Source organism: Algoriphagus ornithinivorans (genome assembly GCF_900115305.1).
Classification (GTDB): Bacteria; Bacteroidota; Bacteroidia; order Cytophagales; family Cyclobacteriaceae; genus Algoriphagus; species Algoriphagus ornithinivorans.
In genome coordinates this window covers 1-25333 of the sequence record NZ_FOVW01000011.1, presented here as the reverse complement: position 1 = coordinate 25333, position 25333 = coordinate 1, and the positions used below count along the sequence as shown (strand labels likewise).

The window sequence follows — 25333 nt, the reverse complement described above, 5'->3', positions numbered from 1 at the left end:
ATAGTCCGGTTTGTAACTATGCAGGGAGGCTTCGAGACAAAGCCTCCTTTTTCTTTTTAAACAATTTGAACAATAGAAGACCGAAAAGTGGCCCTATGCTCAGTAAACTGATCATTTGTTCAATCGAAAGCCATTTCAGCAGTAGTTGCCCCACTTGAATAGAAACAATTGTCAATGCAAAGCCCAGACAATTCACCAAAGTAAGTGCAGTTCCTTTGTACTGAGCGGGAGTAGCCTGAGCCACCAATGTGGAAAATTGAGGGGAATCAGCTGTGACTAGCATCCCCCAAATCAACAGAAAAATGATCCAAAAATAATTGGGTTCATTCGGAATAATCAGAACCAATATACAGCAAATACCAGAGCCTAGTAATGCGGTTAATGCTACTTTTTCGCTTCCTATTCTGGATGATATCAGTCCTCCCACAGCACAAGAGATGGCCCCAACCGCAATGACTGCAAATGAAAGATAAGCGTTTTGAGAAGATTGAATATCTTGAATACTGAACCAAGCAATCAATCCTGGGATAAATGCCCAAAAAGTGTATAGCTCCCACATGTGGCCGAAATATCCTGATGCAGCACTTTTTAAAGCAGAGATCTTAGAGAGATTAGGGATTAGGCTCCATTCAAATTTCAGATTTTGTTTTCTGAATGGACCATCTGGAACAAAAATCCCAACTATCAATCCGCCTATAATAGCCAAAGCAGAGGTAGTCCAAAAGAGAATTTCCCATGAAAGCTGAAGTTCTAATCCTCGAATCAAATGCGGGAAAGCTGTACCCAATACCAATGCTCCCACCAAAAACCCCAAAGCAGTGCCCAAACCTTTTTCAAAATAATCTGCCGCTATCTTCATCCCAACCGGGTAAATTCCTGCCAGAAAAAAGCCTACGAAAAACCTACAAATGAGAAGTACTCCCAACTGTAGAGGAATTAATACGATGAAAAGATTGAAAAAGGCGGCTAAAATAGCACTCACCATGAAAACCCATCGAGGAGAAAATCTGTCTGGGATAGAAAAAATAGCGAATAGGAGGGTGCCTGATATGAATCCAAATTGAACCGCAATAGTAATGGGTGCAGTCAATTCTGGTTGACCGAGAATTTGACTGATTTCCGGTATCGCAGCATTGGCTGCAAACCAAAGAGAAGTTCCCAGAAATTGAGCAATCACGATCAATATCAGGGCACTTCTTGATTTATCAGAACTCATTTTGAACCTAAGATTCCTTTGATTTTAGAAACTTCTGAATCCGAAAATTGAGTGTTTTTCACTGCATTCACATTGTCATCTAATTGTTCAGGTTTTGAAACGCCCACCAAAACAGAAGTAATTCGGCTGTCTTTCAAAAGCCAAGCAATCGCCATTTGAGCCAAGGTTTGTCCTCTAGAGATCGCAACTTCATTAAGTTGACGGATTTGCTCTAACTTTTCTCCTCCAATTTGCTCTGGCTTAAGATATCTTCCGTCTTTTGCTGCTCTTGAATCTTCAGGGATTCCTTTCAAATATTTATCCGTCAGCATTCCTTGTTCCAAAGGTGAAAAAGCGATACTTCCTATACCATTTTCTCCCAAAACGTCCAATAAACCATCTTCAACCCATCTATCCATCATGCTATACCTAGGCTGATGTATAAGTAAAGGAGTACCGAGTTCCTTCAGAATTTTATAAGCTCTGGCTGTGTCCTCAGCACTATATTGGGAAATTCCTACATAGAGTGCTTTACCTTGTCTAACCAATAGATCCAAGGCACCCATAATTTCTTCCAAAGGAGTTTCTGGATCTGGTCTATGGTGATAAAAAATATCCACATAATCTAGTCCCATGCGCTTGAGACTTTGATCACAACTGGCAACCAAATACTTTTTGGAGCCCATATTTCCATAAGGTCCGGGCCACATATCCCATCCTGCTTTGGAAGAAATGATGAGTTCGTCCCGATAGGGTAAAAAATCTTTTTTTAGGATTCTGCCAAAATTTTCCTCAGCGGATCCATAAGGAGGACCGTAGTTATTCGCTAAGTCGAAGTGTGAGATACCCAAGTCAAATGCTCTTCTCAATATTTTTCTGCCCAAAGTAAAATCAGCATTATGGCCGAAATTATGCCAGAGACCAAGGCTTATTTCTGGGAGAAGCAATCCGCTTTTTCCTGTTCTTCGATATTTCATCTGAGCATACCGGTCAGTTGAAGGAAGATAAGGAGGTAAAGGATTGTGGTCGTTGATGTTCATAAATAGGTTTTTTTAGGTTAAGCGAACCAAATTAAGGCGATAAAAATAGATATCAAACAAATTCCTATAACTGCTAGCCAAGACTTAATGATAAACTTGATCCAGTCATTGAATTTGATGCCAGCTGCTGCAATTACCGCCATCATTCCACCATTTGTAGGGGTAAGCAAATCCATCATGCTAACGGCGTATTGGCTGGTAAATACTGCAAGCTGTCTGGAAATTCCCAATAAATCCATTAGGGGGCTTGCCAAGGGAATGGTGAGGACAGTTTGGCCGGAAGTACTTGGAACTGGGATATGGATTAGAAGCTGACTGATAAATAAACCCAGTACTGCCAATTGATCTGGAAGCCCTTCCAAAGGAGTAAACATAGAATGAATCACCGTATCGATGATCATTCCTTTCTCCAGAATCAAATAGACACTTCTTGCCAGACCCACAATCACACCAGCAAATATCATTTCTCCGAAACCAGCTGTATATACTCTTGCCGTTCCATTTATGCCTAATTTTCCGATAAGTCCACAGGCAAATCCAATCACAAAAAAGAATGCGGACATTTCATTGTATCCCCAATCCTTTTGTGTAATTCCCCAGCCCATAAATATGATTCCTCCTAATGAAAGAAAAAGAATCAATCCATTTCTCCATCCTATGGAAGAGGGTTTTAATTCTATTTTTTCGGTAATTGAATTTTTATTTTTTCCTTTTCTGATCATAAAAAAAGTCCAAACTCCTATCCCAATCACGAAAAACACAAGTCGATAAACCAAGCCCTCTGAAATTTCGACTTCTGCCAATTTTTGAGCTAACAAAGAATTGAATGGATTAATAGGGGACAAGCCTGCTCCAACCAATGAAGAACCTAAAGTCAAACCTACTATGGATTTTACATTATAATTGAGCTTTTTGGATAATACTATCAGCAAAGGAACCATAGCTATAATTTCCTCTTGCATGGCAATGGTTGCCCCAGCTATTGAAAAACAGATGGAAAGTATGACCAATAATAAATAAGTGTTTCCCCGAAAAGTATAGATCAATGCTTCAACTCCTACCTGCAATGCTCCTGTCTTTTCAACAACATAAAAGGCCCCGCCGATAAGCAGGATTAGGACTAGAATATCGGCGCCCAAAATAATCCCCTCTGGAATTGCTTTGACCATTTCATCATAGGAGACATTTTGCTTTTCTATAGCTTCATAACTTCCCTGAATCACCACTTCCCGTCCGGTAGATTCATCGATTTGCCTATCATAAGTTCCTGATGAAACCAAAAAGGTTGCTAGCCAAGACAATAGGACGAAAGCCAAAAGAATGATTAATGGATGTGGAAAAGAGATTTTCATGGGTTTTGTTGGATGAGGGAGTGGATATCACTTGCCAGGTTAGCTCTAAAATTGTCTCGGTCCCGAGTATTCGAAAGAATTATTAATCCAAATTTTTCTTCGGGATCAAAAAGTAGAAGAGCACTAAATCCAGCTTGGCCTCCAAAATGACCAATAAACTGCTGCTTATTAATTTCAATCTTTTGAAAGCCCGCAGGAGCTTTTTCAGGGTCTGTTTGGAGCCAAAGAAGCTCTTCCTGCATATTTCCTAAATGGAGACGTATTAGCTGAAGTAAGGCATTGTTAAGGTCTTCAATAGAGCTTTGTAGGCCGGAAGAAGGGGAGGGATATGATTGATATGCAATGGGAGATTCCTTTAGCCTTTTCCAAACAGATGTTTTTCTATAGCCCCGATTAATTATTAAACTTTCATTAAAATAACTGGAATTCATTCCTAATTGCTGGAAAACAGATTCTTGAACCAAATGATCGAAACTCGCTCCTGAGGAGAAGGAAAGTAAGAATCCCAATAAATCAAAATTAATATCTGCGTAATGATAATCCCTTTTTCGATCAGGTTTTGGTGAACCCTCCAAAAAATCCAAGACATAGTTGTCGAGACTTTGATCTCTCTTTTGTTTGAAAAAATCGTCAAAAACTGTTTTGTCTTTTAATCCTGATTCATGACGGAGTAATTGTTCAAAGGATATTTTTCCCAAATCTGATTCAGGACTAATCAAAGGATGTTCCAGGATTGAAATTGGATCAGTCACGCTCAATCCCAGGCTTTGGAAGTGGTTGGCAGCAGCTAAGCTGGTAAAAATTTTGGAAATGGACGCAACTGGAATGATTGTGTTTGTCTTCAATGAATCTTTGGTTTCCAGTTCATTAAAGCCAATTGCTTTTTGATAAGTCACCTTCGAATTCCGAATAACCGAAACTGCCAGGCCTGAGAGTTGATTTTGATTGAGTGTGGCTATTAAGATAGAGTCCAGCTTTTCCTTTTTTGAATGACTGGCTAAAGGCGGAGCGAAGCTAACTTTTGGAAAACTATTCCACCATTCATATCCGTAGAAAAGGACTGCTCCTACGATTAAAATCCAAAGAATGAACTGGATTGTTTTTTTCATTCTATTGAATTATTCAACTTCATTATTTACAGTTTCCTTTTTATTCAAAATAGGCTTTTTCGATATGTATTCCTTTGGCAACTGCTTTTTCAGATCTTTCACAAATTGGTGATAGTCCACCGTAATGGTATGCCTTGGGGTGTCTATTTGATTGTAATGTGGGTTCTTTACCTCTTTTTGACAAAGCTCCTCTAAGTTGGAAGGCCTTTTCCACTTGCCAATTAATTCCTGAGCCATCAGCTTACTTTGTAATTCTGCTCCCGGCCAAATACATCCCAAAGGCTGAAACATGCCAATAAAATAAAGATTTTGGAATTCAGGGTGAAACATTTTTAGATAAAGAGGAACAGGTCCTTTACTATAGTCTATAAAGTCTTTCTCGAAAAAGGGATGACTCAACCAGTACCCAGTGCAAGCAATGATGGTATCGAATTCTTCTTCTCTTCCATCTTCAAAAATGACTTTTTTCCCTTCGAATCGCTTGATATCCAGTCTAGGTTTGACCTTTCCATGGCGTATTTTATGCAGAAGCTCATCATTGATGGTAGGATGAGTAGCGCCGAAGGCCTCAGTGGGAGGTCTGAGTCCATAAACTTCATTTTTTCCGATAATGATTCTCAGTAAAATAGAATTGAGAAACATCCTGATCTTCGGAGGGATCCATTTACTCTGCTCAGCTACTTTATCGGATGGCTTTCCAAAAATGAATTTGGGTACAATTCTGTATCCTCTTCTCCAGCTAATTGCCGTTTTCGAGGAAACTCTGCTGGTTTCTACGGCTACATCACATGCTGAATTGCCTCCCCCAATGACCAAAACCCTTTGGTCTTTAAATGGAGCTGCCTTTTTGAATTGATGGGAATGGAGAAAGTCTCCGGAAAATTCTCCGGGATATTGAGGATATCTGGGTTTCCAATGGTGCCCATTGGCCACAACTAGATGGGTGAAAATCTCCACATTCTCATTACCATCCTTTTCTGTAGTTATTTCCCATGTTTTTTGGTCTATCCATTGACATTTTTTGACTAAAGTACCAAAGCGGATGAATGGGTATAAATTGAATTTGGAGGCATAAGCCTGAAAATATCTTCTCAATTCATCATGAGAAGGGTAATCGGCAGTTTCAGGATCAAATTCATCGAAAGTAAAGTCCTCGTATTGGGAAAGAGTTTTGGAGGAAATAATGTGAGTTGTTTCAAAAACACTGGAATGAGATTCGTCTTCTGAGTAGATCCAGTTTCCGCCTACATCTTGGTTTCTATCAAAAGCAACCGCATCAATTCCTTGGTCCAATAAGTTTTTTAAGGCGGTTATTCCAGAAGGACCTACACCGATTACGGCTACTTTTCTGTTCATAGATTGATTGCTGAATTTTTCTTTTCTAGATGACTGAAATCACAATCTAACTCATTTCTGTCCCAGTTTCCAACTTCAGTTGCACCTTGATAAGTGCTTTGTAGAAAACTCATTAATGTTTCCTTGGGATTGGATGAAGTTTGTACTGCTTTGTAGGGTAGCATAAACTCACCCATGTCTGCGTGCCAAAATGCGGTGTCTGGCTGGACTGAGATTGCCCTAAAATGCTCATGATTAGGATAGCAATATGCGTAAAAACAAGCTTCAGGGAAGTCAGCGTTTCCTAGCCAGAATCCAACACTGAAAACTTCGTGGGAATAGGCTTCCTGCATTACATCTAATGGCATATTGGGCATTTCTCCTTGAAATTCTGGAGCCGTAGATCCTGAAAATCTGGTATAGGCTAAATCAAAAGATCCCCAGAAAAAATGAATTGGGCTACTTTTTCCTCTGAACTTGGCTCTGAAAATGCTAAACACATTTTGAACCTGAATTAAGCTTTTCCAAAGCTTTTGTGCCTCATTAGGAAGATAAGAGACTCTTTTGGTGTTTTTTGCAAATGGAATGGCTTCAGGCATTTCATTGGGCTTTGGATGGATTTTAACTGAAATACCCAGAAACTTCAACTTTTCATTGAGCTGTTCATAAAAGCTAGCTACGGTTTGGCCCCCTAACGAAAATCTATCTCGCGTACCATTGCTTGTTTTTATTTTTAACTCATGCCTCGTGAAGTCCAATCGTATTTCAAAAATTCCATTTTCATAGGGAATTGGTCCTGTAGTAAAACCCTGAGCATCTATATATAAAGCTACATGCCAAGAATGATTTTGCCACGGTGATTTTTTCAACCGAACTTTTCCAACCATCTGAGTCCAATGGTGGAGTAGGTATAATGTGTCTTTGTATAACTCAAAATCGAGCTGCGGCCAAGAGTTTTTGCGAGTTGACATAGGAAAAATTTAAATTTCAATTTATGGTTTTTAGACCATTCGATGAAATTTTATTTTCTCTAGTGAAAAATGAATAATATAACTTGTCCTTGATTTCTATTGATTAACGATGAATATTAGGACCAAAGCAATACCTCTTTGAGAATCTTCATTCCCTCTGTAGCTGATTTTTGAAAATGGGTAAGATTCTTCGGTAGACTGTGAAAGCTAGAATTAGGATCAATCAAATAAATGGGAATGTTTGAAGGCGTATAATCCACAATACTAGCTGCAGGATATACTTGGAGAGAAGTGCCTATAATTAGAAAAATATCGGCCTTTTGGGCTATATCAATCGCCTCCAGCATTTTAGGTACAGGTTCACCAAACCATACTACATTTGGGCGCAGTTGACTTCCTCTTTCGCATTTGTCTCCTTTTTTGATTTCCCAGTGATCCAAAGCATATACCAAGTTGGGGTCTAAGGAGCTTTGAGCTTTTCTCAATTCACCGTGCAAGTGGAGTACATTTTTGGAACCGGCCCTTTCATGTAGATCATCTACATTCTGAGTGATAATCTGCACATCAAAATTATCCTCCAACTCAACCAATATTTGATGCGCTAGATTTGGCTGGCATTCCAGCATCTGTTTTCTCCTTTGATTATAAAAATCTTGAACTAGGTCCTGGTTTTTTCTCCAGCCCTCTGGACTTGCCACTTCCATCACATCATGTCCTTCCCAAAGTCCTCCGCTGTCTCGAAAGGTTTTTATTCCGCTTTCTGCAGAGACTCCGGCACCAGATAATACAACCAATTTTTCCATAAAAGAATAAGAGTTTGATTACTCAATGATTTGTAATGTATCATTTAAGTTAAAAAATTAAAGCCGGTTTAAGCCGGCTTTTAATTTACTTCTTTTTCGAAAAACGCCCTTTTTTCTTTGTATCAGGCTGATTTTCTATGATTTCTATGGTTTCAGCATAGGTGAGCTCTTCCGCCTCTTTGTCTTTAGGGATTTTGAAGTTGTTCTTACCAAACTTGATGTAAGGACCCCATCTTCCGTTTAAGATCTGGATTTCAGGATTTTCATCGAAGGACTTGATATGCTTTTTGGCATCTGCTTCACGCTTATCCTTGATCAATTGAATTGCTTCCTCCTCTGTGATACTGAGTGGATCCTGCTCTTTTTTCAATGAAACAAAAGAACCATCATGTCTTACATAAGGACCAAATCTTCCTATGGCAGCCACGATTTTTTTATCTTCAAACATGCCAACATCTCTTGGTAGTTTGAAGAGTTCTAAAGCATCGTCTAAACTGATGTTTTCAATGAATTGCCCTTTTTTCAAACTGGCAAACTGCTTCTCTTCGTCTTCATTGTCTCCAATCTGAACCAAAGGACCAAATCTACCCAAACGAGCTGTCATGGGTTTTCCAGATTCAGGGTGATTTCCTATGAACCTACTAGAATTGACATCTTGCCTTGAAACTTGCTCAGTCTCTTCAACTCGATGATGGAATTTGCCATAGAAAGAGTCGATCATATCCTGCCAATCTTGGCCTCCCGCAGCAATGTCGTCAAATTCTTTTTCCACCTTGGCGGTGAAATTGAAGTCAATCACATTTGGGAAATGTTCCACCAAAAAGTCATTCACCACCATTGCAATATTGGTAGGGAAAAGCTTTTGCTTTTCAGCTCCCGTGATTTCAGTCTTAGTTTCCTCCTTGAATTTCCCTTTGGAAATTTTCATTTCCTGATATTCCCTTGGGGTTCCATCCCTGGATTCTTTGATGACATAATCCCTTTTTTGGATAGTTGAAATCGTAGGAGCATAGGTGGATGGTCGTCCTATTCCCAACTCCTCCAGTTTTTTCACTAAGGATGCTTCAGTATATCTAGGGGCAGAGCGAGTAAAGCTTTCTCTTCCTTTCATTTCCAGAAGATCCAGTTTCTGTCCTACTTTCAGTGGAGGCAAAAGTGATTTGTTGGTGCTTTCCTCTTCTTCTGGCTCCTCATCGGTACTTTCCAGATAAACTTTAAGGAATCCATCAAATTTGATGATCTCTCCATTGGCTGTCAAAGTCAATTCAGAGTTGGAAATACCAATATTGACTGTGGTTTTTTCCAATTCAGCATCAGACATCTGAGAAGCAATTGCTCTTTTCCAGATCAGTTCGTACAACCTCTGCTCATTTCTATCACCAGAAACACTTGATTTGGAAAAATCCGTTGGTCGGATAGCTTCGTGAGCTTCTTGTGCGCCTTCAGATTTTGAAGTATACTTTCTGGAATGATGATAAGGCTTTCCGTAAGAATCTTCAATGGCACTTTTTGCTGACTGCATTGCATCTTCAGAAAGGTTGACGCTGTCAGTACGCATATAGGTAATCTTACCAGCTTCATATAGCTTTTGAGCCACAGACATGGTTTGGGCTACAGAGAAGTACAGTTTTCTACTGGCTTCCTGCTGAAGGGTAGAAGTAGTAAATGGCGGAGCGGGGGATTTTTTAGCTGGCTTCTTCTCTAGGTTTACAATGCTGAACTCAGCATCAAGACAAGCTTTCAAAAACTCTTCTGCCTCTTCTTTAGTTGGGAACTTTCTCGGAAGCTCGGCTTGAAAAGATTTTCCCTCTACTTCAAATTGAGCAGTAATACGGAATGAAGACTTTGCTTTGTGAGCTTCGATTTCTCGTTCTCTCTCAACAATTAGTCTTACAGCTACTGATTGAACTCTTCCAGCTGAAAGTCCGGTTTTGATTTTTTTCCAAAGAATAGGAGAGAGTTCAAATCCGACTAATCTGTCCAAAATCCTTCTTGCCTGTTGCGCATTGACTAAATCATAGTCAATACCTCTTGGATTTTGAATGGCTTTGGTGATTGCATTTTTGGTGATTTCACGAAATACAATCCTCTTGGTGTTTTCATCCTTAAGGTTCAGGACTTCCTTCAAATGCCAAGAAATAGCTTCTCCTTCCCGGTCATCATCACTTGCTAGGTAAACAGTCTCAGAATCCTTTACTAGGTTTTTGAGGTTTTTGATTACCTCTTTTTTATCAGGGGTGACCTCATAGGTCGGTTTAAATCGGTTATTGATATCAATCGCTTTATCACCTTTCGGTAAATCTCTAACGTGGCCATAGCTAGAGGCCACTTTGAAATCCTTGCCCAGGTAACCTTCAATGGTTTTTGCTTTGGCAGGTGATTCGACGATTACAAGGTTTTTAGACATAAAAAGCAGTTTTCATTTACCCGAAGGCTTGTTTTGAAAAGCTAAAAATAGACGGCATTGTTTTCACGTGCAAATATTACTCCTTTATAAAGCGTTACTTTGTATGAATAGGTTGCCAATTATTCGCTAAATTATAGAGTAAGCAAAAATCAACTATGAAGAAGTTATTTCTTCTCCGACATGGAGAGGCAGGTTTTGTAGAAGGAAGTGATTTCCAAAGGCCACTTACACCCAGAGGAATAACTGCCATAAAAAAAGTTGGAGCCATACTCCAAGAAAGCATCGATGAGATCGATTTGATGTATTGTAGTCCGGCACAACGTACAAGAGAGACTGCCGAATGGTTAGGGAAATACGTATTAATCAAAAATTCTGAGCTTCAACTCAATATTTATAGTGGTGATCTCTCTACCATGATGCAAATGATAGATTCTACTCCCGATGAGGTATCAAGCTGTTTGATTGTAGGCCATAATCCAGTGATAAGCCTTTTGCTATCCTCCTTGTCAGACTCAGAATATATTAATCTATCGCCCGGCAACTTGGCTATTTTGGAGTTTGATGTTGAGTCTTGGAAATTAATCATTTCGGGAAGTGGCGACTTGAAGGAAATAATAAATTAAAAAAAGTCGCAGATGATATATTCTGCGACTTTTAAAAAGGGATTATTTTCCACCAATAAGGATATTTAACGGCTTATAGGAAGTTCAAAGTTTGCGAAAAAGCAACTTCGATTATCGGTCTTCCAGCTTTTCTTTAATCCATTTGGTTTCCGAAGAAAATGGCATTCAGAAATAATTTATTGGTGCCATACCAAGCTCCTCTGAAATTTGGGCTATCGAAGAAATGAATGACTCTACCTCCGCCAGTAGGCGAGATCAGCACACTCGCGCTTTGCTTAAGCTTTTCTAAATTATCCTTGGAAATATATCCTCCCAAATAAGGATTTGCAGTATACCTGATTGGAGTCAGATATTTATCCTTACTAGGTTGGATAAAAAGATTAGTATTTCTATAAACCGGTATGGTTTCTCTTCTATATCCATAAGCAATAGGATGAGATAGGTCCAGTCTTGCCATATAAATACTTCCTCCCACTTCTTTAGCGCCTTCAAAATCTCTCCTAGTCTCAAACGGAAGCTCCTTAGGCTCAGGTTTTCTTTCTAATTCTACAGGAGCCTCTTTGGTAATTTCTTTCTGGTTTAACCAAAGACTCGCGCTTTTCATGGAAATGATAGTTCCACCTCTATTTACCCAATCTTTGATATGACTTACTGAGGATTCAGATAAGGAACTGTAGGATCCAGAAGGCATAATCAGCGTATTGTAGTCGAAAAGATTAACTCTATTAAACATATCCGAATTTACCTTGGTAATAGGCATCCCTACTTTGGTATCCATCAAATGCCAAATCTCTCCTGCCTCGTAAGATGAAATACCAGGTCCAACAATCATAATGACCTTTGGCTCTTGAACTGCTCCAACCAGATTGGAGCCTAAATCAATACCTGACACATTTAGTCCGGTAGTTACTTTATAGACTTTTTGGGAATTTTTTGCAGCGAGTTCTTTCAGGTGCTTTTGAACATCCTCTTTTTTCAGTTTCTGAAAGCCCATAGGGATCATCAAAGTACCTCTGGCGAAATCTACTCTTCCATCCTGAGTTTGAGAGCTAAAGTCTCGGTTGATTAGCTCTACATGTATTCCAGCCTGCTGCAAATCATGCAACATTTTAGGAGCAAAGTAATCAGACCAATCAATGAGGTAAGCATAAGCATTTCCTTCAGGAAACTCATAAGTAGGCATTGAAGAGTTCAGTACTTCTGTTCCAGGCTTTGCACCAGGGGCGGAGGCAAAAGGAACACCATATGAAGCTGCCATAGTCCAAGCAGAAGCATCATAAAAGACTGAATCCGCAAATTCCTTTACATATTCAAACATGGTTCTCACCATTCTGTATTGAGGTTGGGCGGTAGGAACCACCCAAGATTTGCCTTTTTTGAAGCTCTGGCCTCCAACCGTTAAATCACTGCTGTTTTCATAAACCTTGATTTGATGATCTCTGAGGAATTGAATGAACAACTGATTTCTGCTAGCATCATAAGGATCTCCGAATACATAGTTTTTTGCCGGATCTTTGGACCCTTCAGATACTGCTGACTCGAAAAATTCACGCAGGTAATTATGCATGTATTCTCTGTTGTCCAAAGCTGCTTCCATGGTAGCTAGCGAGTTCACCACATGATTTCTAATCGTAAAAGCAAAGCTGATATCACCCCGCTGGCTGGCTTGCAAATGTCCTCTGCTACTGGCTGTTTCAAAGACCAAACCTAATCCCCCGTGAATATCTGGGTAGGTGGATCCATAACCTGGGTAACTATTGTCAAATACCTCTTTAGTCCAATAGAGACTTCCGATTTCATCCATGTACTTGGCAAAGTATTTAGCAAATCTCGGATTGATATCATCGTAGTTTTTTCTTGGAACTACCGGATTTTCTGATCCATAAGGTTTGGTAGGCTCAAAAAAGTAGGTGCTATTGGTGCCCATCTCATGAAAATCTGTGGTGACATTAGGATACCACTGATGATACCAGGCAATTTTTACCTGGGATTCGGGATGGGCTAAAGGCAACCAGTCTCTATTTAGGTCAAACCAGTAATGATTGGTTCTTCCTCCAGGCCAAGCTTCATTATGCTCTCTATCCATAGGATCTGCAACAGGAGGGAAGCCTTTATTGGAATTAGCCCATAAGCTATGCCTGTCTCTACCATCTGGGTTCACAGTTGGATCGAAATGAACCACCGCATTTGCTCTGAGATTTTTTGCCAGGTCTGATTGGGAAGCTAAAAGCCAATAAGCAGTAAGCATCGCGGCCTCTGCAGACGAAGGCTCATTACCGTGGACTCCATATCCTTGGTGAATGATGGATGGCATAGAGCTCACATCAGGTTTCGGTTTGGATGGATCAGCCAATTGCAGTTGCTTTTGACGAATTGCCTCCAAATTGGCCATATTGCTAGCCGAAGCGATGGTCAAAATGATTTTCGGTCTATGTTCATGGGTATAGCCTATGGTTTGGAGTTGAGCCAAATCACTTACAGCATCCAACTTTTCATAGTATTTGACAATCAAATCGTAACGGGTGTGCCAATCACCGATAGGGTAGCCGAGAAATTCTTCCGGGGAAGGGATAGCAGGATCAAAACTTTCGCCTGGAAAGAAGTAATCTACCTGCGCATAGGCTTGTAAAAAGGTGAATAAACTGAAAATTAGTGCGGTTAGTAGTTTTTTCATATTTGGTAATTTTCTGAAAATTAGGAAAGGAATTTGGCCTGACAATGAAAAATCCATCAATGGTTTTTTGATTGCGTTCATTTGGGCTTAATTTAATGGACTTAAAAATTTTACCCTAAATAATCTATTGTATGAAGACTTCTTTGAAACTTCTTTTTGTCTGCATGTTTTTGTGTGGATTTAGTGTCGCCACTTTTGCTCAAAATCCAACTCCTCCCCAATTACCTCCACAGGCTACTGAGTTTTATACTCCTGTTCCACCTAAAATCAGTCCCGGAAGCCAGAATAATCTTCCTCCCTCTGATGCCATAGTCTTATTTGATGGAACAAGCCTTAATAATTTTGTCTCAGCGAAAGACGGTTCAAGTTCAGCTGAATGGAAAATAGAGAATGGCGAATTGGTTGTGGTGAAAGGAAAAGGTGATATCCAGTCCAAGCTTCCATTCGGAGACGCTCAATACCATGTAGAATGGTCAGCACCTACAGAGATTGTAGGAGAGGGACAGGGTAGAGGTAACTCTGGTTTTTTCCTGATGGGAATGTATGAAGTACAGATTTTGGATAGCTATGAGAGCAAAACTTATACTAATGGACAAGCTGGAAGTATTTACAAGCAATATCCTCCCTTGGTGAACCCATTAAGAGCTCCCGGGGAATGGAATTACTATGATATCATATTCAAAGCACCAAGATTTGATCAGAATGGAATGTTGACTTCACCAGCGACCGTGACGGTTTTGATCAATGGTGTAGTCGTACAAAACAATGTGATTTTAAGGGGACCAACAGAATACATTGGTATCCCAAATTATAAGGCACATCCAGAGACATTGCCGATCAAGTTGCAAGACCATGGAAATCCAGTAAGATTTAGAAATATCTGGGTTAGACCTTTATGATATACGAATTACAAGTGACGATTTACGAACCCCAAAAATTGAAATCAGCGTCTTTCTAGGCTTGATTCTTTTTTTTCGAAAGAAGAATAGTCTAAAAATTAAGGAAAGGTTTGATGCTAATCACCGCTTCGTAATTCACAAATCGTCAATCTAAAATTCAATTTACTCTAAGCCTTAATAACCTAAAACATCATGTCATCAAGAAGAAAATTTTTGCAGAACACTATGCTCCTAGGAGCTGGTTTAAGTATGCCCAGTATTTTAACAGCGGCGGATTTTGGGACTTTTATCCGAAAAATCAAACCCTCAGATCAGCTCAATTATGGAGTGATTGGATGCAAAGGGATGGGGTGGTCCAATATGAATGCCCATCTAAAAATCCCTAATGTCAACTGTGTGGCTTTGGCAGATGTAGACCAAGCAGTATTGGATCAGAGAACGGAAGATGTTTTCAAATTACGTGGTACAAGACCCAAACAATACAAGGATTACCGGAAAATGCTGGAAGATCCGGATATAGATGTGGTGATTATTGGTACTCCAGACCATTGGCACTGCCTGAATATGGTTGATGCAGTTTCTGCAGGTAAGCATGTTTATGTAGAAAAGCCCATTGCGAATACCATTGAGGAGTGTCAGTTGATGGTGAAAGCTCAGGAAAGATATGGGAAAGTGGTGCAGGTTGGGCAATGGCAGCGTTCCGGCTCTCAATACGATCAGGCTATTCAGTATGTCAAATCAGGTAAGTTGGGTCAAATCCGATTGGTGAAATGCTGGGCTTATCAAGGATGGATGAAACCTGTGCCCGTACTTCCCAACGGTCCTGCGCCTACCGGTGTTGATTATGATATGTGGTTAGGTCCTGCTCCCAAGCGGCCTTTTAATCCAAATCGATTTCATTTTAATTTCCGTTGGTTCTGGGATTACGCAGGAGGATTGATGACAGATTGGGGTGTACACGAAATTGATATTGCTCTTTATGCTATGGGAGTAAGTGCTCCAAAATCTGTGATGGCTTCAGGTGGAAAATTTGCCTATCCTGATGATGCTTCTGAAACTCCAGATACTTTGCAGACGGTGTATGAGTATGATGGATTTAATATGCTATGGGAGCATGCTACAGGAATTGATGGAGGAAATTATGGAACTACAGAAGGAATCGCCTTTATAGGAAATAATGCGACCTTGGTGGTGAATAGAGGAGGCTGGAAAGTGATTCCTGAAACAGAGAATATTGACGGGCAAAGAGTACCTAAAGTGGAGGAAGTTCCTCATACCAGACCTTCAGGCCCAAGTGCATTGGATCTACATGCGGTCAACTATGTGGAATCTGTCATGGCCAATGACCCCACCCAATTGAAATGCGCTATTCAAACAGGTTCGGTAGCAGCAATCAATGCCCAGATGGGGAATATCGCTTACAAAACAGGTAAAAAAGTATATTGGGATTCTACCAAAAATCTATTCACCGATGCGGAGGCAAATCAATTGATCAAAGCCAATTATCATAATGGCTGGAAGTTGCCGGTAGTTTAAAGATTGAATGATCAAAAAAAGAAAAGGCATGGACCCCTAATCCATGCCTTAAAGTATTTTAAAAAATAATCAACCCATTAAAACCTTAGAATAAAAGTCATTCAGCTAAACTTTACTTGTTTTCCATTTTGGAGGCAATCTCATCTGCAATGGCTTTTAATTCTTCTTTGGTGAATTTTTTACCCATCCATTTTGAAGGATTGTCTTCAGCTATAATTTGACTAGTGTATGACTTTTTAGCAGGGATAGTGAAAGAATAATCAGAATTTGATGATTCTTTTACTTCAAAATAAATGGTTGTTTCGCAACTTGATTCATCAGAAACTTTTACGAAATAAGAGCCCGGTTTTAGATTTTCTGCAACCTCTCTATTCTTTAGGCCATGACTCCACTCAATTTTCAATGTTGAATTATCGAAATTTTTAACTCCTAACTTGGCAGCACCCAATTCGTTGGATTCGATATTGGCATTTTTAATTTCTACAATCTCTGCCAAAATTGGCATAGGTGGTTGTACCACAAATCTTTCTTCCAGTTTGTTTCCATCCTTGTCTTCAATGAGAACAGTGTATGTTCCAGGATTCAAGTCACTTAGAATTTGATTAGAAACTTTATTTCTAGAGGATATCTTATAAGGAGGATTTCCACCTTTAACGTCTACGAAAGCATAACCCTTGTCGTCAAAACTGCAAAGTTTAAGCTTACCGGTAATATTTACTCTCAATACAGCATTTTTCTCATTTCCCTCAACATCTTTTTCAGCTGCATAGCTGAAAGTTGTAAGGCTTAGAAACAAGAACAGGATACCAAGTGTCATTTTTGCTTTCATGACCCTATTTATTATGTCTTTTGAAATTCATTTTTTTGTTTTTCATATAACCTTTATTGAGTTATATGTTTTAGAATAATATTTTATGTATTTTGAATACATCAAAATGATATTCTACATATTTACATTATTTTTATTATTATATACTGTAAAATCATTAACTCCAAATAATGTTCTCCAAATATTTTTATAATATTGAATAATATTTTTCTCAGAACTTACAAAAGGGAGAGAGTTTCAAGCACTGATTGGATCCAAACAAAGTTTTTGTCATGTAAAGACGACTCTTATATATGTTTTTTAAAAAAAATCTAACTAGATAGGATTTGTTTCTTTGTTAGATTGCTGAGGGATTAAATTGGAGATTTTAATAAATGAAAAAATTTATATCGGCTTTATATTGGAATAAAGGGTGAAGAGCCAGATTTCTGATTTAGTCAGTGGTTTAAGAAGTTTTCTATCTTTCTAACCAGTTGGTGAGTTTCTTAACAATGCCACATTGAGGATAACCAGAATTCTTTATCCGAAAAAAATAGCTACACTCATGATTAGTGGATGTAGCTATTGTTTTATTTGAAGATCCATTTATTTGATAGATCAGCAGAAACCCGATTCAGACATTGTCAACTATTTAAAAAACTTCCACTGACATGAACTCTGAAAACTAGGTTACTTTATTCCCAAATCCAAGTGCCTACCGAACCTGCAGGTAAGGAAACATCAAATACTTTGCTTCCTTCTTTGATTTGAAAAGCCTTAAGCTCGGAACTTTCATTGAGGGCAATTAATATGCGTTTTCTATCCGGCCTCAAAAAAGCTACGTTTGGTAGGTTTGAGATCTCTGGGCTGTCAATTCTTACAGAACCTGGATCAACAAATTTGCTTGCATGCGCTATTATATAATAAGCAGGATTTCTAGTCACTTCCTCACCATCAAGTGTCACTGCGCCCAAGCACCTGTCGCAACCTCCTCTGTCGGTGTGTGGAGTTAAAGTGGGGTTGGAGGTAAGGTTCCATTCCAATACAGTTTTAGCCCAATTCCTAGTCGCACCTATAATTAGATTTTTTGTATGCCAAGACAGATCACCTGGAAGATTTCCCGGTGCACCTATCCATTGCTCTGTGAAGTAGATATTTTTGTCGGGAAAAGCCTGATGAACTTCCGATAAAGCCTCGATTTTGCCTCCGTATAAATGAAATGCAGAACCGTCTATATAAGGATACGCAAGTGAATCCTCTAATACTGTAATTGGATAGTCTGGCCTATCGGCATTATGATCGTAAATGACGATTTTGGTTTGAATTCCTGCCTCTTCAAAAGCAGGTCCTAAATGTTGGCCAATAAACCTGGCCTGCTGTTCGGGCAGCATTAATAAGGATGGATTATTCCCAGGATGCAGCGGTTCATTTTGAATGGTTAAGGCATGAATAGTGATGCCTTGCTCTTTCATTGCCTTTATATACTTCACTAAGTATTGGGCATAGCTAGCTTCGTATTCTTCCAGTAATGATCCACCTCTGGTATCTCTGTTATCTTTCATCCAGGAAGGAGGGGACCAAGGAGAAGCCATCAATTGAATTTTTGGATTGATGGATATAATTTCTTTTAAGATTGGAATTACATCCAAAGTGTCTGGGCCTAGTGTGAAAAACTCTAATTCAGGATCTACGCCTAAAGAATCTGATAAGTCATTATAGGAAAAAGGATATTCATTCAAATCTGAAGCTGCAACTGATAATCTTAAATAGGAAATTCTGATAGATTTTTCATCGTCTCCAAAAAGCTCTTTTAGCAAATCAAGTCTGGCAGAGTCACTCATCCCCAAAAGGTGCTGAGCGCTTCCTTGAGATAAAGTAAATCCAAACCCATCCATCTCCTGATAAATGATCTCAGGATCTACTTCTAAACTCTGCTCTGACTCTGAAATGAAATATACATCTTGCTTTTCGAACAAGATGGGTTGATTGGGATCAGTCAACCAAAATTCAATTTCCTGCTTAGGTTTAGCGCAAGCAATGCATGCTATTAGAAGCAATAGATAGGATAGTCTTTTCATAGGCATAAAAAAAGCTCCAAAATAAATTGGAGCTTGAATTTGTGTTAAATCATATCAGAAAGCAAGAGCTGCTAGTCCCAATTTTGATTTTAAAGGATTAATGCCCTTGGTTACTTGGCTTGTGTATTTTTGAAATAAAGCCTGAGTCAGCAATTGAGTTAGGAAACTGTTTCTTTTTTCCTTGAGATTCAAAAAGCCAGCTTTTTTATCCTCATCTGAAGCATCACTCTTATTGATATTCATCAGCTGATCCACAAAGCTCTTATTATTATCCATCAGTTTGCTTTCCTGATCCTGATTTAAGCCTAATCCTTTGGTATTATTCAGCACCTTCAAAACCTGCGCAGCCATATCCATTTTAGGAGCTTTCAGGGATTGCGATTGAGCTCTAAAAGCAAATAAAGAAAGGCAAATGATTGTAAATACTAATTTGATTTTCATTTCTAAACTTTTTGGTGATTAATATTATGTGAGTTTATGCCACAAAACAACTTATACGTTATAAAAGCAGCTTAAAAGTCCAATTCTACCTAACATCGGTCATCGGTCATCGGACACTTTTATCTTCCGTTTTCGGTTCTCCAACTTCACTTTCGATTCTCGCGGAATTCTGGGGAGTTAAAAACTACTTAAACAACCCTTTACCCATTCCCATCAGGCCTCCTAGATCCATTCCGCCTTTTCCTCCTCCGCTAAGTAAAGTTCCTAAAATATCTGCTCCTCCAGCTCCAGGGCCTCCCTGAAGAGCCTTAGCTACAGAATTCATGATATCATTATTTGCCATTGGAGCGTCGTTGACTCTTTTATTAAAGAAATTCATGATAAAAGGTAAAGCAGTCATGGCAATGCTCATGGCTTGTTTGCTGTCTATTCCTAATTTATCCATCAAACCGCTGGACAAATCTCCGGCAAGGTTTTGAACAACAGGACTGTCTGGATCTGTATCGTTTCCTGAAAACATTTCTTTAATTGCAGTCAAATCTCCAGCTTTAGCCTTACTCTGAAGAATACTTGAAAGGGTAGATTCAATTGCGCTTGCTGCACCCGGTCCGGCATTGACGCTGGAGTTGGCTAATAATTCTTGTAGAGGCCCATCGGCCATTTTTAATAATTGGTCTAACATATTCATTTTGTTTGCTTTTTAAAATGGTGATTTTGGCCCTTTTTTCCTAATTATTCTCCTCTTATTCAAATGAAAAAGCTCTTGGTTTCCCAAGAGCTTAGAGGACTTAGTTGTCTTTCTTCGGTCTAAAATAACGGATTGGAGGAGCTGGTTCAGGCTTCAGTTCTACACCCTCCGTAGCTAATCTGCTTAATGCTTCCTGCACTGCTCTTTCTAATTGCGGGTCCTTTCCGGATGCAACTTCCTTTGGGGTTTGTTCGACAGGAATATCAGGAGAAATTCCAACTCCTTCCACGGCCCATTCTCCGTTGACATCGTAGAATCCACCCCTCGGAGCCACCATTCTACCTCCATCGATAAATGGAGGAGTGTCCCAAGTTCCTACTAGGCCTCCCCATGTCTTGGTTCCGATCAAAGGACCTATTTCCATTTTATTAAATAGATAAGGCAAAAGATCTCCACCTGAACCTGCACGACCATTAATCAGCATGACTTTAGGTCCCCAAATTCCTGACATTGGGGTGGTGAAAGGCTTGTGATCATTGGCTCGGGAATTAAAATATCCATGTAGGTCTCGAGCCATGATATCTACCATGTAGTCAGCTGCCGAACCACCGCCATTGTTTCTTTCATCTATTACTGCTCCTTTCTTGTCCTGCTGAGAGAAGTAATATCTGTTGAAAAATGTATAGCCTGGCTGACCAGTATTAGGTAAATAAACATAGGCAAGTTTTCCTCCTGAAAGTTGGTCAACTTTTCTTCTGTTACCTTCTACCCAATCCATCAATCGTAATTGATTTTCATTAGAAACCGGAACGGTCGCTATCATTCTAGCGCCATCCATTCCCGGCTTGGAGTTCAAGTGAATCGTCGTGTATTGGTTGGCGCTTCCTTCTAGGTAAGAATATAGATTAGTTCCTGATTGAATCGGTTTTCCATTGACAGCTACAATGTACTCTCCAATTTTGGCTTCATTGCCAGGGTGTGCCAACGGGGCATTGAGATTTGGATTCCAACTTTCACCTGAATAGATTTTTTTGATTCGGTAATTGCCATTTACCTCTTCAAAATCTGCACCCAATAATCCAATAGGAATTCTTTTGATATCCGGGAAATCTCCACCTCTAGTATAAGAATGGCCTACAGCTACCTCACCGCCCAAAATATCAATGATGTAATTCATGTCTGTTCTGTGTCTGACATGGGCAACCCATGGTTTATACCACTCATAGATCTGATCCCAAGGCGCTCCATGAACATTGTCCACATACAAGAAGTCGCGTTGATATCTCCATCCCTCCCGATATATCTGCTGCCATTCTTCCTGAGGATTAACTTTTACCTTCATGGTGGAAATTGCTTTCAATGCACCATCACCAGGTTTTTTACCATTTCCGGAGGTTTCTATGATTCCCCAGGTTGATCCTGAGCGATAAAGCATAGACTTTCTGTCCTGTGAGATAACAACTTCATTTACTCTGGATAAAAAGTCCTCAGCTTTTCTCTTTTTGAAGTCATATTTTTTCAAGGCAATGCCTTCATTGGGGATATTTTCCATATAAAATACCGAACCTTCAGGGCCTGAAGCTAAACCGGTATAATCCCTTGCCGGAATATCCACTGCCACTCTTCTGTTTAAGATTTCTGCTTCTGAAATTATGACAGGTGAATTTCCTTCTTTTTTCTTCTCTTCAGTGCTTTCCTTTTTGCTTTCCTCATCACTTTGAGGTAGAAGTGGAGATTTGTCCGCAGCATTTAATATAGTCAGATAAAGATTTCTAGTAGTTGGTCTGTCATAGCTACTCATATCCAACCAACCGGTATTCAAACCAAAATCAGTGCTTGCCAAGTAGTATAGGTATTTGCCACTTTCATCCCAAACAGGCGAAATAGCATCGGCCATTGCATCTGTAATCTGAATCTTCTTTCCACTGGAAATTTCATAGACAAAAATGGATTTAAACTGATTGTCCATCAATCGGGAATAGGCAATCCATTTTCCGTCAGGAGACCAAACCGGGTTCATGCTTCTGTTGGGATGGGCATATCGATCTGTATCCACCACTTTTGCTACTCCTGTATTTACATTGACCACCCATATCTGATAGTCAGTATCCGTGAATGCTATGTGATTTCCGTCAGAAGCCCATTCTGGTTTGAAGAAGAAGCTAGGATCCGGAATGGCTATAGTTTTTTCTATTTTAGAACCTGTTTGGTCTGCAATGACCAACTGATACTCTCCACTCTTATCAGAGAAGTAAGCGATTTTGCTTCCATCAGGAGACCAAACTGGAGCTCTTTCAGCAGAGGAAGAAGAATTGGTGATATTCCTTCCGGCGCCATTTTCTTTCGGAATGGTAATTATTTCCCCTCTAAACTCAAATACTGCTCTTTGTCCTGTTGGAGAAAGTTGAGGGTTTTGAAGAGAGTTAGCTGATACGTCTACCCATCGCTCCCTCGCCCAGAAGAAATCCCCTTTTACTTCAATCGGAACTTGTTTGAGGCTTTTATCCTGAGGATTAAAGAGGTGAATATATCCTCCTTGTTCAATGACAATGGCATCAGGACCTGCATCTATGGTTTTGATATCAAAGTCTTTTAAGAAAGTTTCTTGCTGCTCCTTTCCGGTAGCTGGATCAAAAGACCATAAATTGGCTAGGTAATCCCTTTCCGAGATATAATACACCTTATTTCCAAACCATACCGGGTCTGTATGTCTTTCTCCATCCAACTGAGGAGTCATGGTCAATTCCATGGATTTTCTGTCCACAATCCAAATCGGTTTGGCTTGGCCTCCTCTGTGGTTTCTCCATTCCGGATCCCAAAAGGCAATTTGCTGGTAGGCGAAATGCTTTCCATCCGGTGAAATTTCACCATTCACAGCTCTTGGGATTTCCAAGGATTGAGGCATTCCGCCTTTCACAGAGATTTCAAAGAATCTAGACTCTTGAGTTGGGTGGCCTTCTCGGGAAGAAGTAAATATGACCTTGCTACCATCCGGCGACCAGCCCGTTACCAAATCATCCCCGGGGTGCCAGGTTAATCTTTGGGGTTCACCGCCAGATGAAGGAATCAAATACACATCTGTGTTCCCATCATATTCGCCGGTGAAAGCAATGTATTTACCATCAGGGGAAAAGTGGGGGAGTCGTTCTTCTCCCTCATTGGAGGTGAGACGGATAGCTTGTCCGCCTTGCCGACCTACTTTCCAAAGATCATTGGCATATACAAAAACGATTTCGGATTGGGAAAGAGTGGGTTCCCGTAAAAGCTGAGTTCCCTGACCCCAAGCCCATAAACTGGAGCATGAAATCAGAAAAAGAGAAAGGATTTTTTTCATGTGTTTAATCTGTGGTTTCCCCTAAAAATAATGGAATTCCAGTTGGTTGGCTAACCGTTCAAGGAAAGGAAGTTTTAAGATGAAATAGAGTCTGTTTGGGTTTAATGAATTTCCTCTGGAGAAAAAGTGTAACTCAATTACAGATAGTGTTTTCTGGTACCTTATTTATAAAAATAGAAACAGGAAGATGACTGAAATCAATATTTTGAAAATTATTTTCTAAATAAAGCGGCTCAAGGAAAAGTTATATTTTTAGTTGTAAATAGTCAATTAGTCGATTTTTTAGAGGGAAATTTCACCTATTTTCAATTTGAAGTATAGTTATAATTAAAATGAAAAACTTTTTTTACGGTTTGTAATACAAAAAAAATGGTATGAAAAGTAAAAAGGGTTTGTTTTTTAAAAACTAATTTTCATATTTATCCTGATTTAGAATCCCCATAAGTAATTGTTTAATAGAAGAGTAAATGGGTTAGATGGGGATTAAGAATATTGTTTGCAACTATTTACTGAATTCTCATGGATACAATTTTACCCAAAATTGCCAGGCTTTTTAGCTTGGTGCTTTTACTTCTATGCTTTTCAAGCTTTTCAGAAGCTTTAGGACAAGCCACAGTCACCACGGATAAGGATGATTATGCTCCTGGTGAGTATGTGATTATCACAGGTACAGGTTGGCAACCCGGGGAACGGGTTGATTTTCATTTCGAAGAAACCCCCAAACCCGAAACCTGTTCCAATTCCCATGATAACTATGCCATCGCAGATCCGAATGGTAATATTTATTATGATGGGTTTTTGATAAAAATAAACCACTTAGGGGTTCATTTTGTGCTTACTGCTACAGGTGAAAGCTCAGGGAGAACGGCGGTAACGGAGTTTACGGATGGAAATGTTCAATTTCGATCTTCAGGATTACCTAATGGAATATCTGTGTCTGTCACAGTTACATATACTCCTGCAACTCCATCAAATGCAACACAAATAACTCAAATTATTACTTTTAATTCTCAAAGTAATGGTGGTGTCGCTGCTAAAGATGGAACTCAAATTTTTTGGTCATTTTCAAACCCATCAAATTATTATTGGGATGGTCAAGGAAATTATTCACAAGGATTTACAGTAAATGGAAACTATACTGGAAGCAATGGTATCCTTGGTACATATTTGGGATGTACAACAACCAGCGTCACAAACCCAGGGGACTATAATAATACCTATGGCTTTGACGCCACTTTTTCTGTTACAGGCTCAGGTTCAGGATCACTAACCTACCAATGGGAAGAATTTAATGGAGCATGGACTCCAATTTCAAATGGAGGAATATACTCTGGAGCTACAACTAATACACTTACCTTAACAACGCCAGGAGTTGCACTTTCTGGAAGAAGATATAGAGTGGTAGTAACTGGAGCTTGTGGTTCTGCTACCAGTGATGGAAATGCTACTTTAACAATTACTCCTAAGACATTAACTGGTGCTTTCACAGCTGATAACAAAGTCTACGACGGCACTACTTCCGCAAATGTATTAGGAAGAATCTTAAACGGAGTTTTGGCAGGAGATGTGGGGAATGTTAGTTTGAGTGGGGGTACTGCGACTTTTGCAACTGCCAGCGTTGGCAACGGAAAAACAGTAACCTTAACCGGAGCGACTCTTTCTGGAAGTGCAGCTGGTAATTACAACTTGACTTCGGTAGGAACCACGACAGCGAATATTACTCCGAAATCGGCGATCGTGACCCCGGATGCGAACACGAAAGAATACGGATCAGCGGATCCAGCCTTGACCGGTACGCTTGTTGGCTTCCTAGCGGGAGACAATGTGACTGCGGTTTACAGCAGAGAAGCAGGTGAGACCGTCCTTGGCGGGCCGTATGAAATCAGTGCGGAGTTGAGTCCAGCAGGGGTGTTGAGTAACTATGACATTACGTACAATACTGCGGAGTTCACGATCACCACGAAATCGGCGAGCGTGACCCCGGATGCGAACACGAAAGAATACGGATCAGCGGATCCAGCCTTGACCGGTACGCTTGTT

At 39.7% G+C, this 25333-nt stretch carries 18 protein-coding genes; 4 read left to right on the top strand and 14 right to left on the bottom strand.

The features are described 5' to 3' along the window. Positions 1 to 16 precede the first annotated feature (16 nt). The 8 genes from BM073_RS15655 to topA form a co-directional block, all read right to left on the bottom strand. The gene (locus tag BM073_RS15655) at positions 17 to 1216 is read right to left on the bottom strand and encodes an MFS transporter (protein ID WP_091655282.1); all 1200 of its coding nucleotides are present in this window, start codon (positions 1214 to 1216) and stop codon (positions 17 to 19) included. Then, positions 1213 to 2235, bottom strand: a complete 1023-nt coding sequence (gene mgrA, locus BM073_RS15650; protein WP_091655281.1) for an L-glyceraldehyde 3-phosphate reductase — start codon at positions 2233 to 2235, stop codon at positions 1213 to 1215. The genes BM073_RS15655 and mgrA overlap by 4 nt, the downstream gene beginning before the upstream one ends. A 17-nt stretch (positions 2236 to 2252) precedes the next feature. Then, entirely contained in the window at positions 2253 to 3587 is a 1335-nt protein-coding gene (locus tag BM073_RS15645) for a YfcC family protein (RefSeq protein WP_091655280.1), read from the bottom strand. Further along, a complete protein-coding gene (locus BM073_RS15640; protein ID WP_091655279.1) occupies positions 3584 to 4696 on the bottom strand; it encodes a serine hydrolase domain-containing protein in 1113 nt (370 codons plus the stop codon). The genes BM073_RS15645 and BM073_RS15640 overlap by 4 nt, the downstream gene beginning before the upstream one ends. A gap of 9 nt (positions 4697 to 4705) precedes the next feature. Further along, positions 4706 to 6052, bottom strand: a complete 1347-nt coding sequence (locus BM073_RS15635; protein WP_091655278.1) for a flavin-containing monooxygenase — start codon at positions 6050 to 6052, stop codon at positions 4706 to 4708. Next, the gene (locus tag BM073_RS15630; RefSeq protein ID WP_091655277.1) at positions 6049 to 7002 is read right to left on the bottom strand and encodes a DUF5996 family protein; all 954 of its coding nucleotides are present in this window, start codon (positions 7000 to 7002) and stop codon (positions 6049 to 6051) included. The genes BM073_RS15635 and BM073_RS15630 overlap by 4 nt, the downstream gene beginning before the upstream one ends. A gap of 116 nt (positions 7003 to 7118) precedes the next feature. Beyond that, the gene (locus BM073_RS15625; RefSeq protein WP_091655276.1) at positions 7119 to 7805 is read right to left on the bottom strand and encodes an SIR2 family NAD-dependent protein deacylase; all 687 of its coding nucleotides are present in this window, start codon (positions 7803 to 7805) and stop codon (positions 7119 to 7121) included. Between the two features lie 85 nt (positions 7806 to 7890). Continuing rightward, positions 7891 to 10212: a type I DNA topoisomerase gene (topA, locus tag BM073_RS15620; RefSeq protein ID WP_091655275.1), complete on the bottom strand. Its 2322-nt coding sequence runs from the start codon at positions 10210 to 10212 to the stop codon at positions 7891 to 7893. 155 nt (positions 10213 to 10367) lie between these two features. Between topA and BM073_RS15615 the strand changes: the two genes are divergently transcribed. Next, entirely contained in the window at positions 10368 to 10835 is a 468-nt protein-coding gene (locus BM073_RS15615) for a SixA phosphatase family protein (RefSeq protein ID WP_091655274.1), read from the top strand. A gap of 133 nt (positions 10836 to 10968) precedes the next feature. Here the strand turns inward: BM073_RS15615 and BM073_RS15610 are convergent, their stop codons facing one another. Further along, positions 10969 to 13509 carry a M14 metallopeptidase family protein gene (locus BM073_RS15610; protein WP_091655375.1) on the bottom strand — a complete coding sequence of 847 codons (2541 nt, stop codon included), beginning with the start codon at positions 13507 to 13509 and terminating at the stop codon, positions 10969 to 10971. Positions 13510 to 13673: 164 nt separating this feature from the next. Here BM073_RS15610 and BM073_RS15605 point away from each other — a divergent pair, with 164 nt between their 5' ends. Together BM073_RS15605 and BM073_RS15600 are read left to right on the top strand one after the other, a co-directional pair. After that, positions 13674 to 14408, top strand: a complete 735-nt coding sequence (locus BM073_RS15605; RefSeq protein WP_091655273.1) for a 3-keto-disaccharide hydrolase — start codon at positions 13674 to 13676, stop codon at positions 14406 to 14408. Positions 14409 to 14600: 192 nt separating this feature from the next. Then, positions 14601 to 15944, top strand: coding sequence for a Gfo/Idh/MocA family protein (locus BM073_RS15600; RefSeq protein ID WP_091655272.1), 1344 nt, complete (start codon positions 14601 to 14603; stop codon positions 15942 to 15944). A gap of 112 nt (positions 15945 to 16056) precedes the next feature. On the opposite strand, the gene BM073_RS15595 is transcribed toward BM073_RS15600, so the two are convergent. The 5 genes from BM073_RS15595 to BM073_RS15575 form a co-directional block, all read right to left on the bottom strand. Then, positions 16057 to 16773, bottom strand: a complete 717-nt coding sequence (locus BM073_RS15595; RefSeq protein WP_091655271.1) for a hypothetical protein — start codon at positions 16771 to 16773, stop codon at positions 16057 to 16059. Between the two features lie 674 nt (positions 16774 to 17447). After that, on the bottom strand, positions 17448 to 18836 hold the full coding sequence (locus BM073_RS15590; protein WP_091655270.1) for a glycoside hydrolase family 30 protein: 1389 nt from the start codon (positions 18834 to 18836) through the stop codon (positions 17448 to 17450). 48 nt (positions 18837 to 18884) lie between these two features. After that, positions 18885 to 19271: a hypothetical protein gene (locus BM073_RS15585; RefSeq protein WP_091655269.1), complete on the bottom strand. Its 387-nt coding sequence runs from the start codon at positions 19269 to 19271 to the stop codon at positions 18885 to 18887. A 184-nt stretch (positions 19272 to 19455) separates the two neighbouring features. Next, positions 19456 to 19953: a hypothetical protein gene (locus BM073_RS15580; protein ID WP_091655268.1), complete on the bottom strand. Its 498-nt coding sequence runs from the start codon at positions 19951 to 19953 to the stop codon at positions 19456 to 19458. Between the two features lie 106 nt (positions 19954 to 20059). Next, positions 20060 to 23293 (bottom strand): S41 family peptidase, encoded by a 3234-nt coding sequence (locus BM073_RS15575; protein ID WP_091655267.1) that lies wholly within the window; start codon positions 23291 to 23293, stop codon positions 20060 to 20062. Positions 23294 to 23812: 519 nt separating this feature from the next. Here BM073_RS15575 and BM073_RS15570 point away from each other — a divergent pair. Then, the coding region (locus tag BM073_RS15570) for a YDG domain-containing protein (protein ID WP_091655266.1) at positions 23813 to 25333 on the top strand (1521 nt) is incomplete at its 3' end.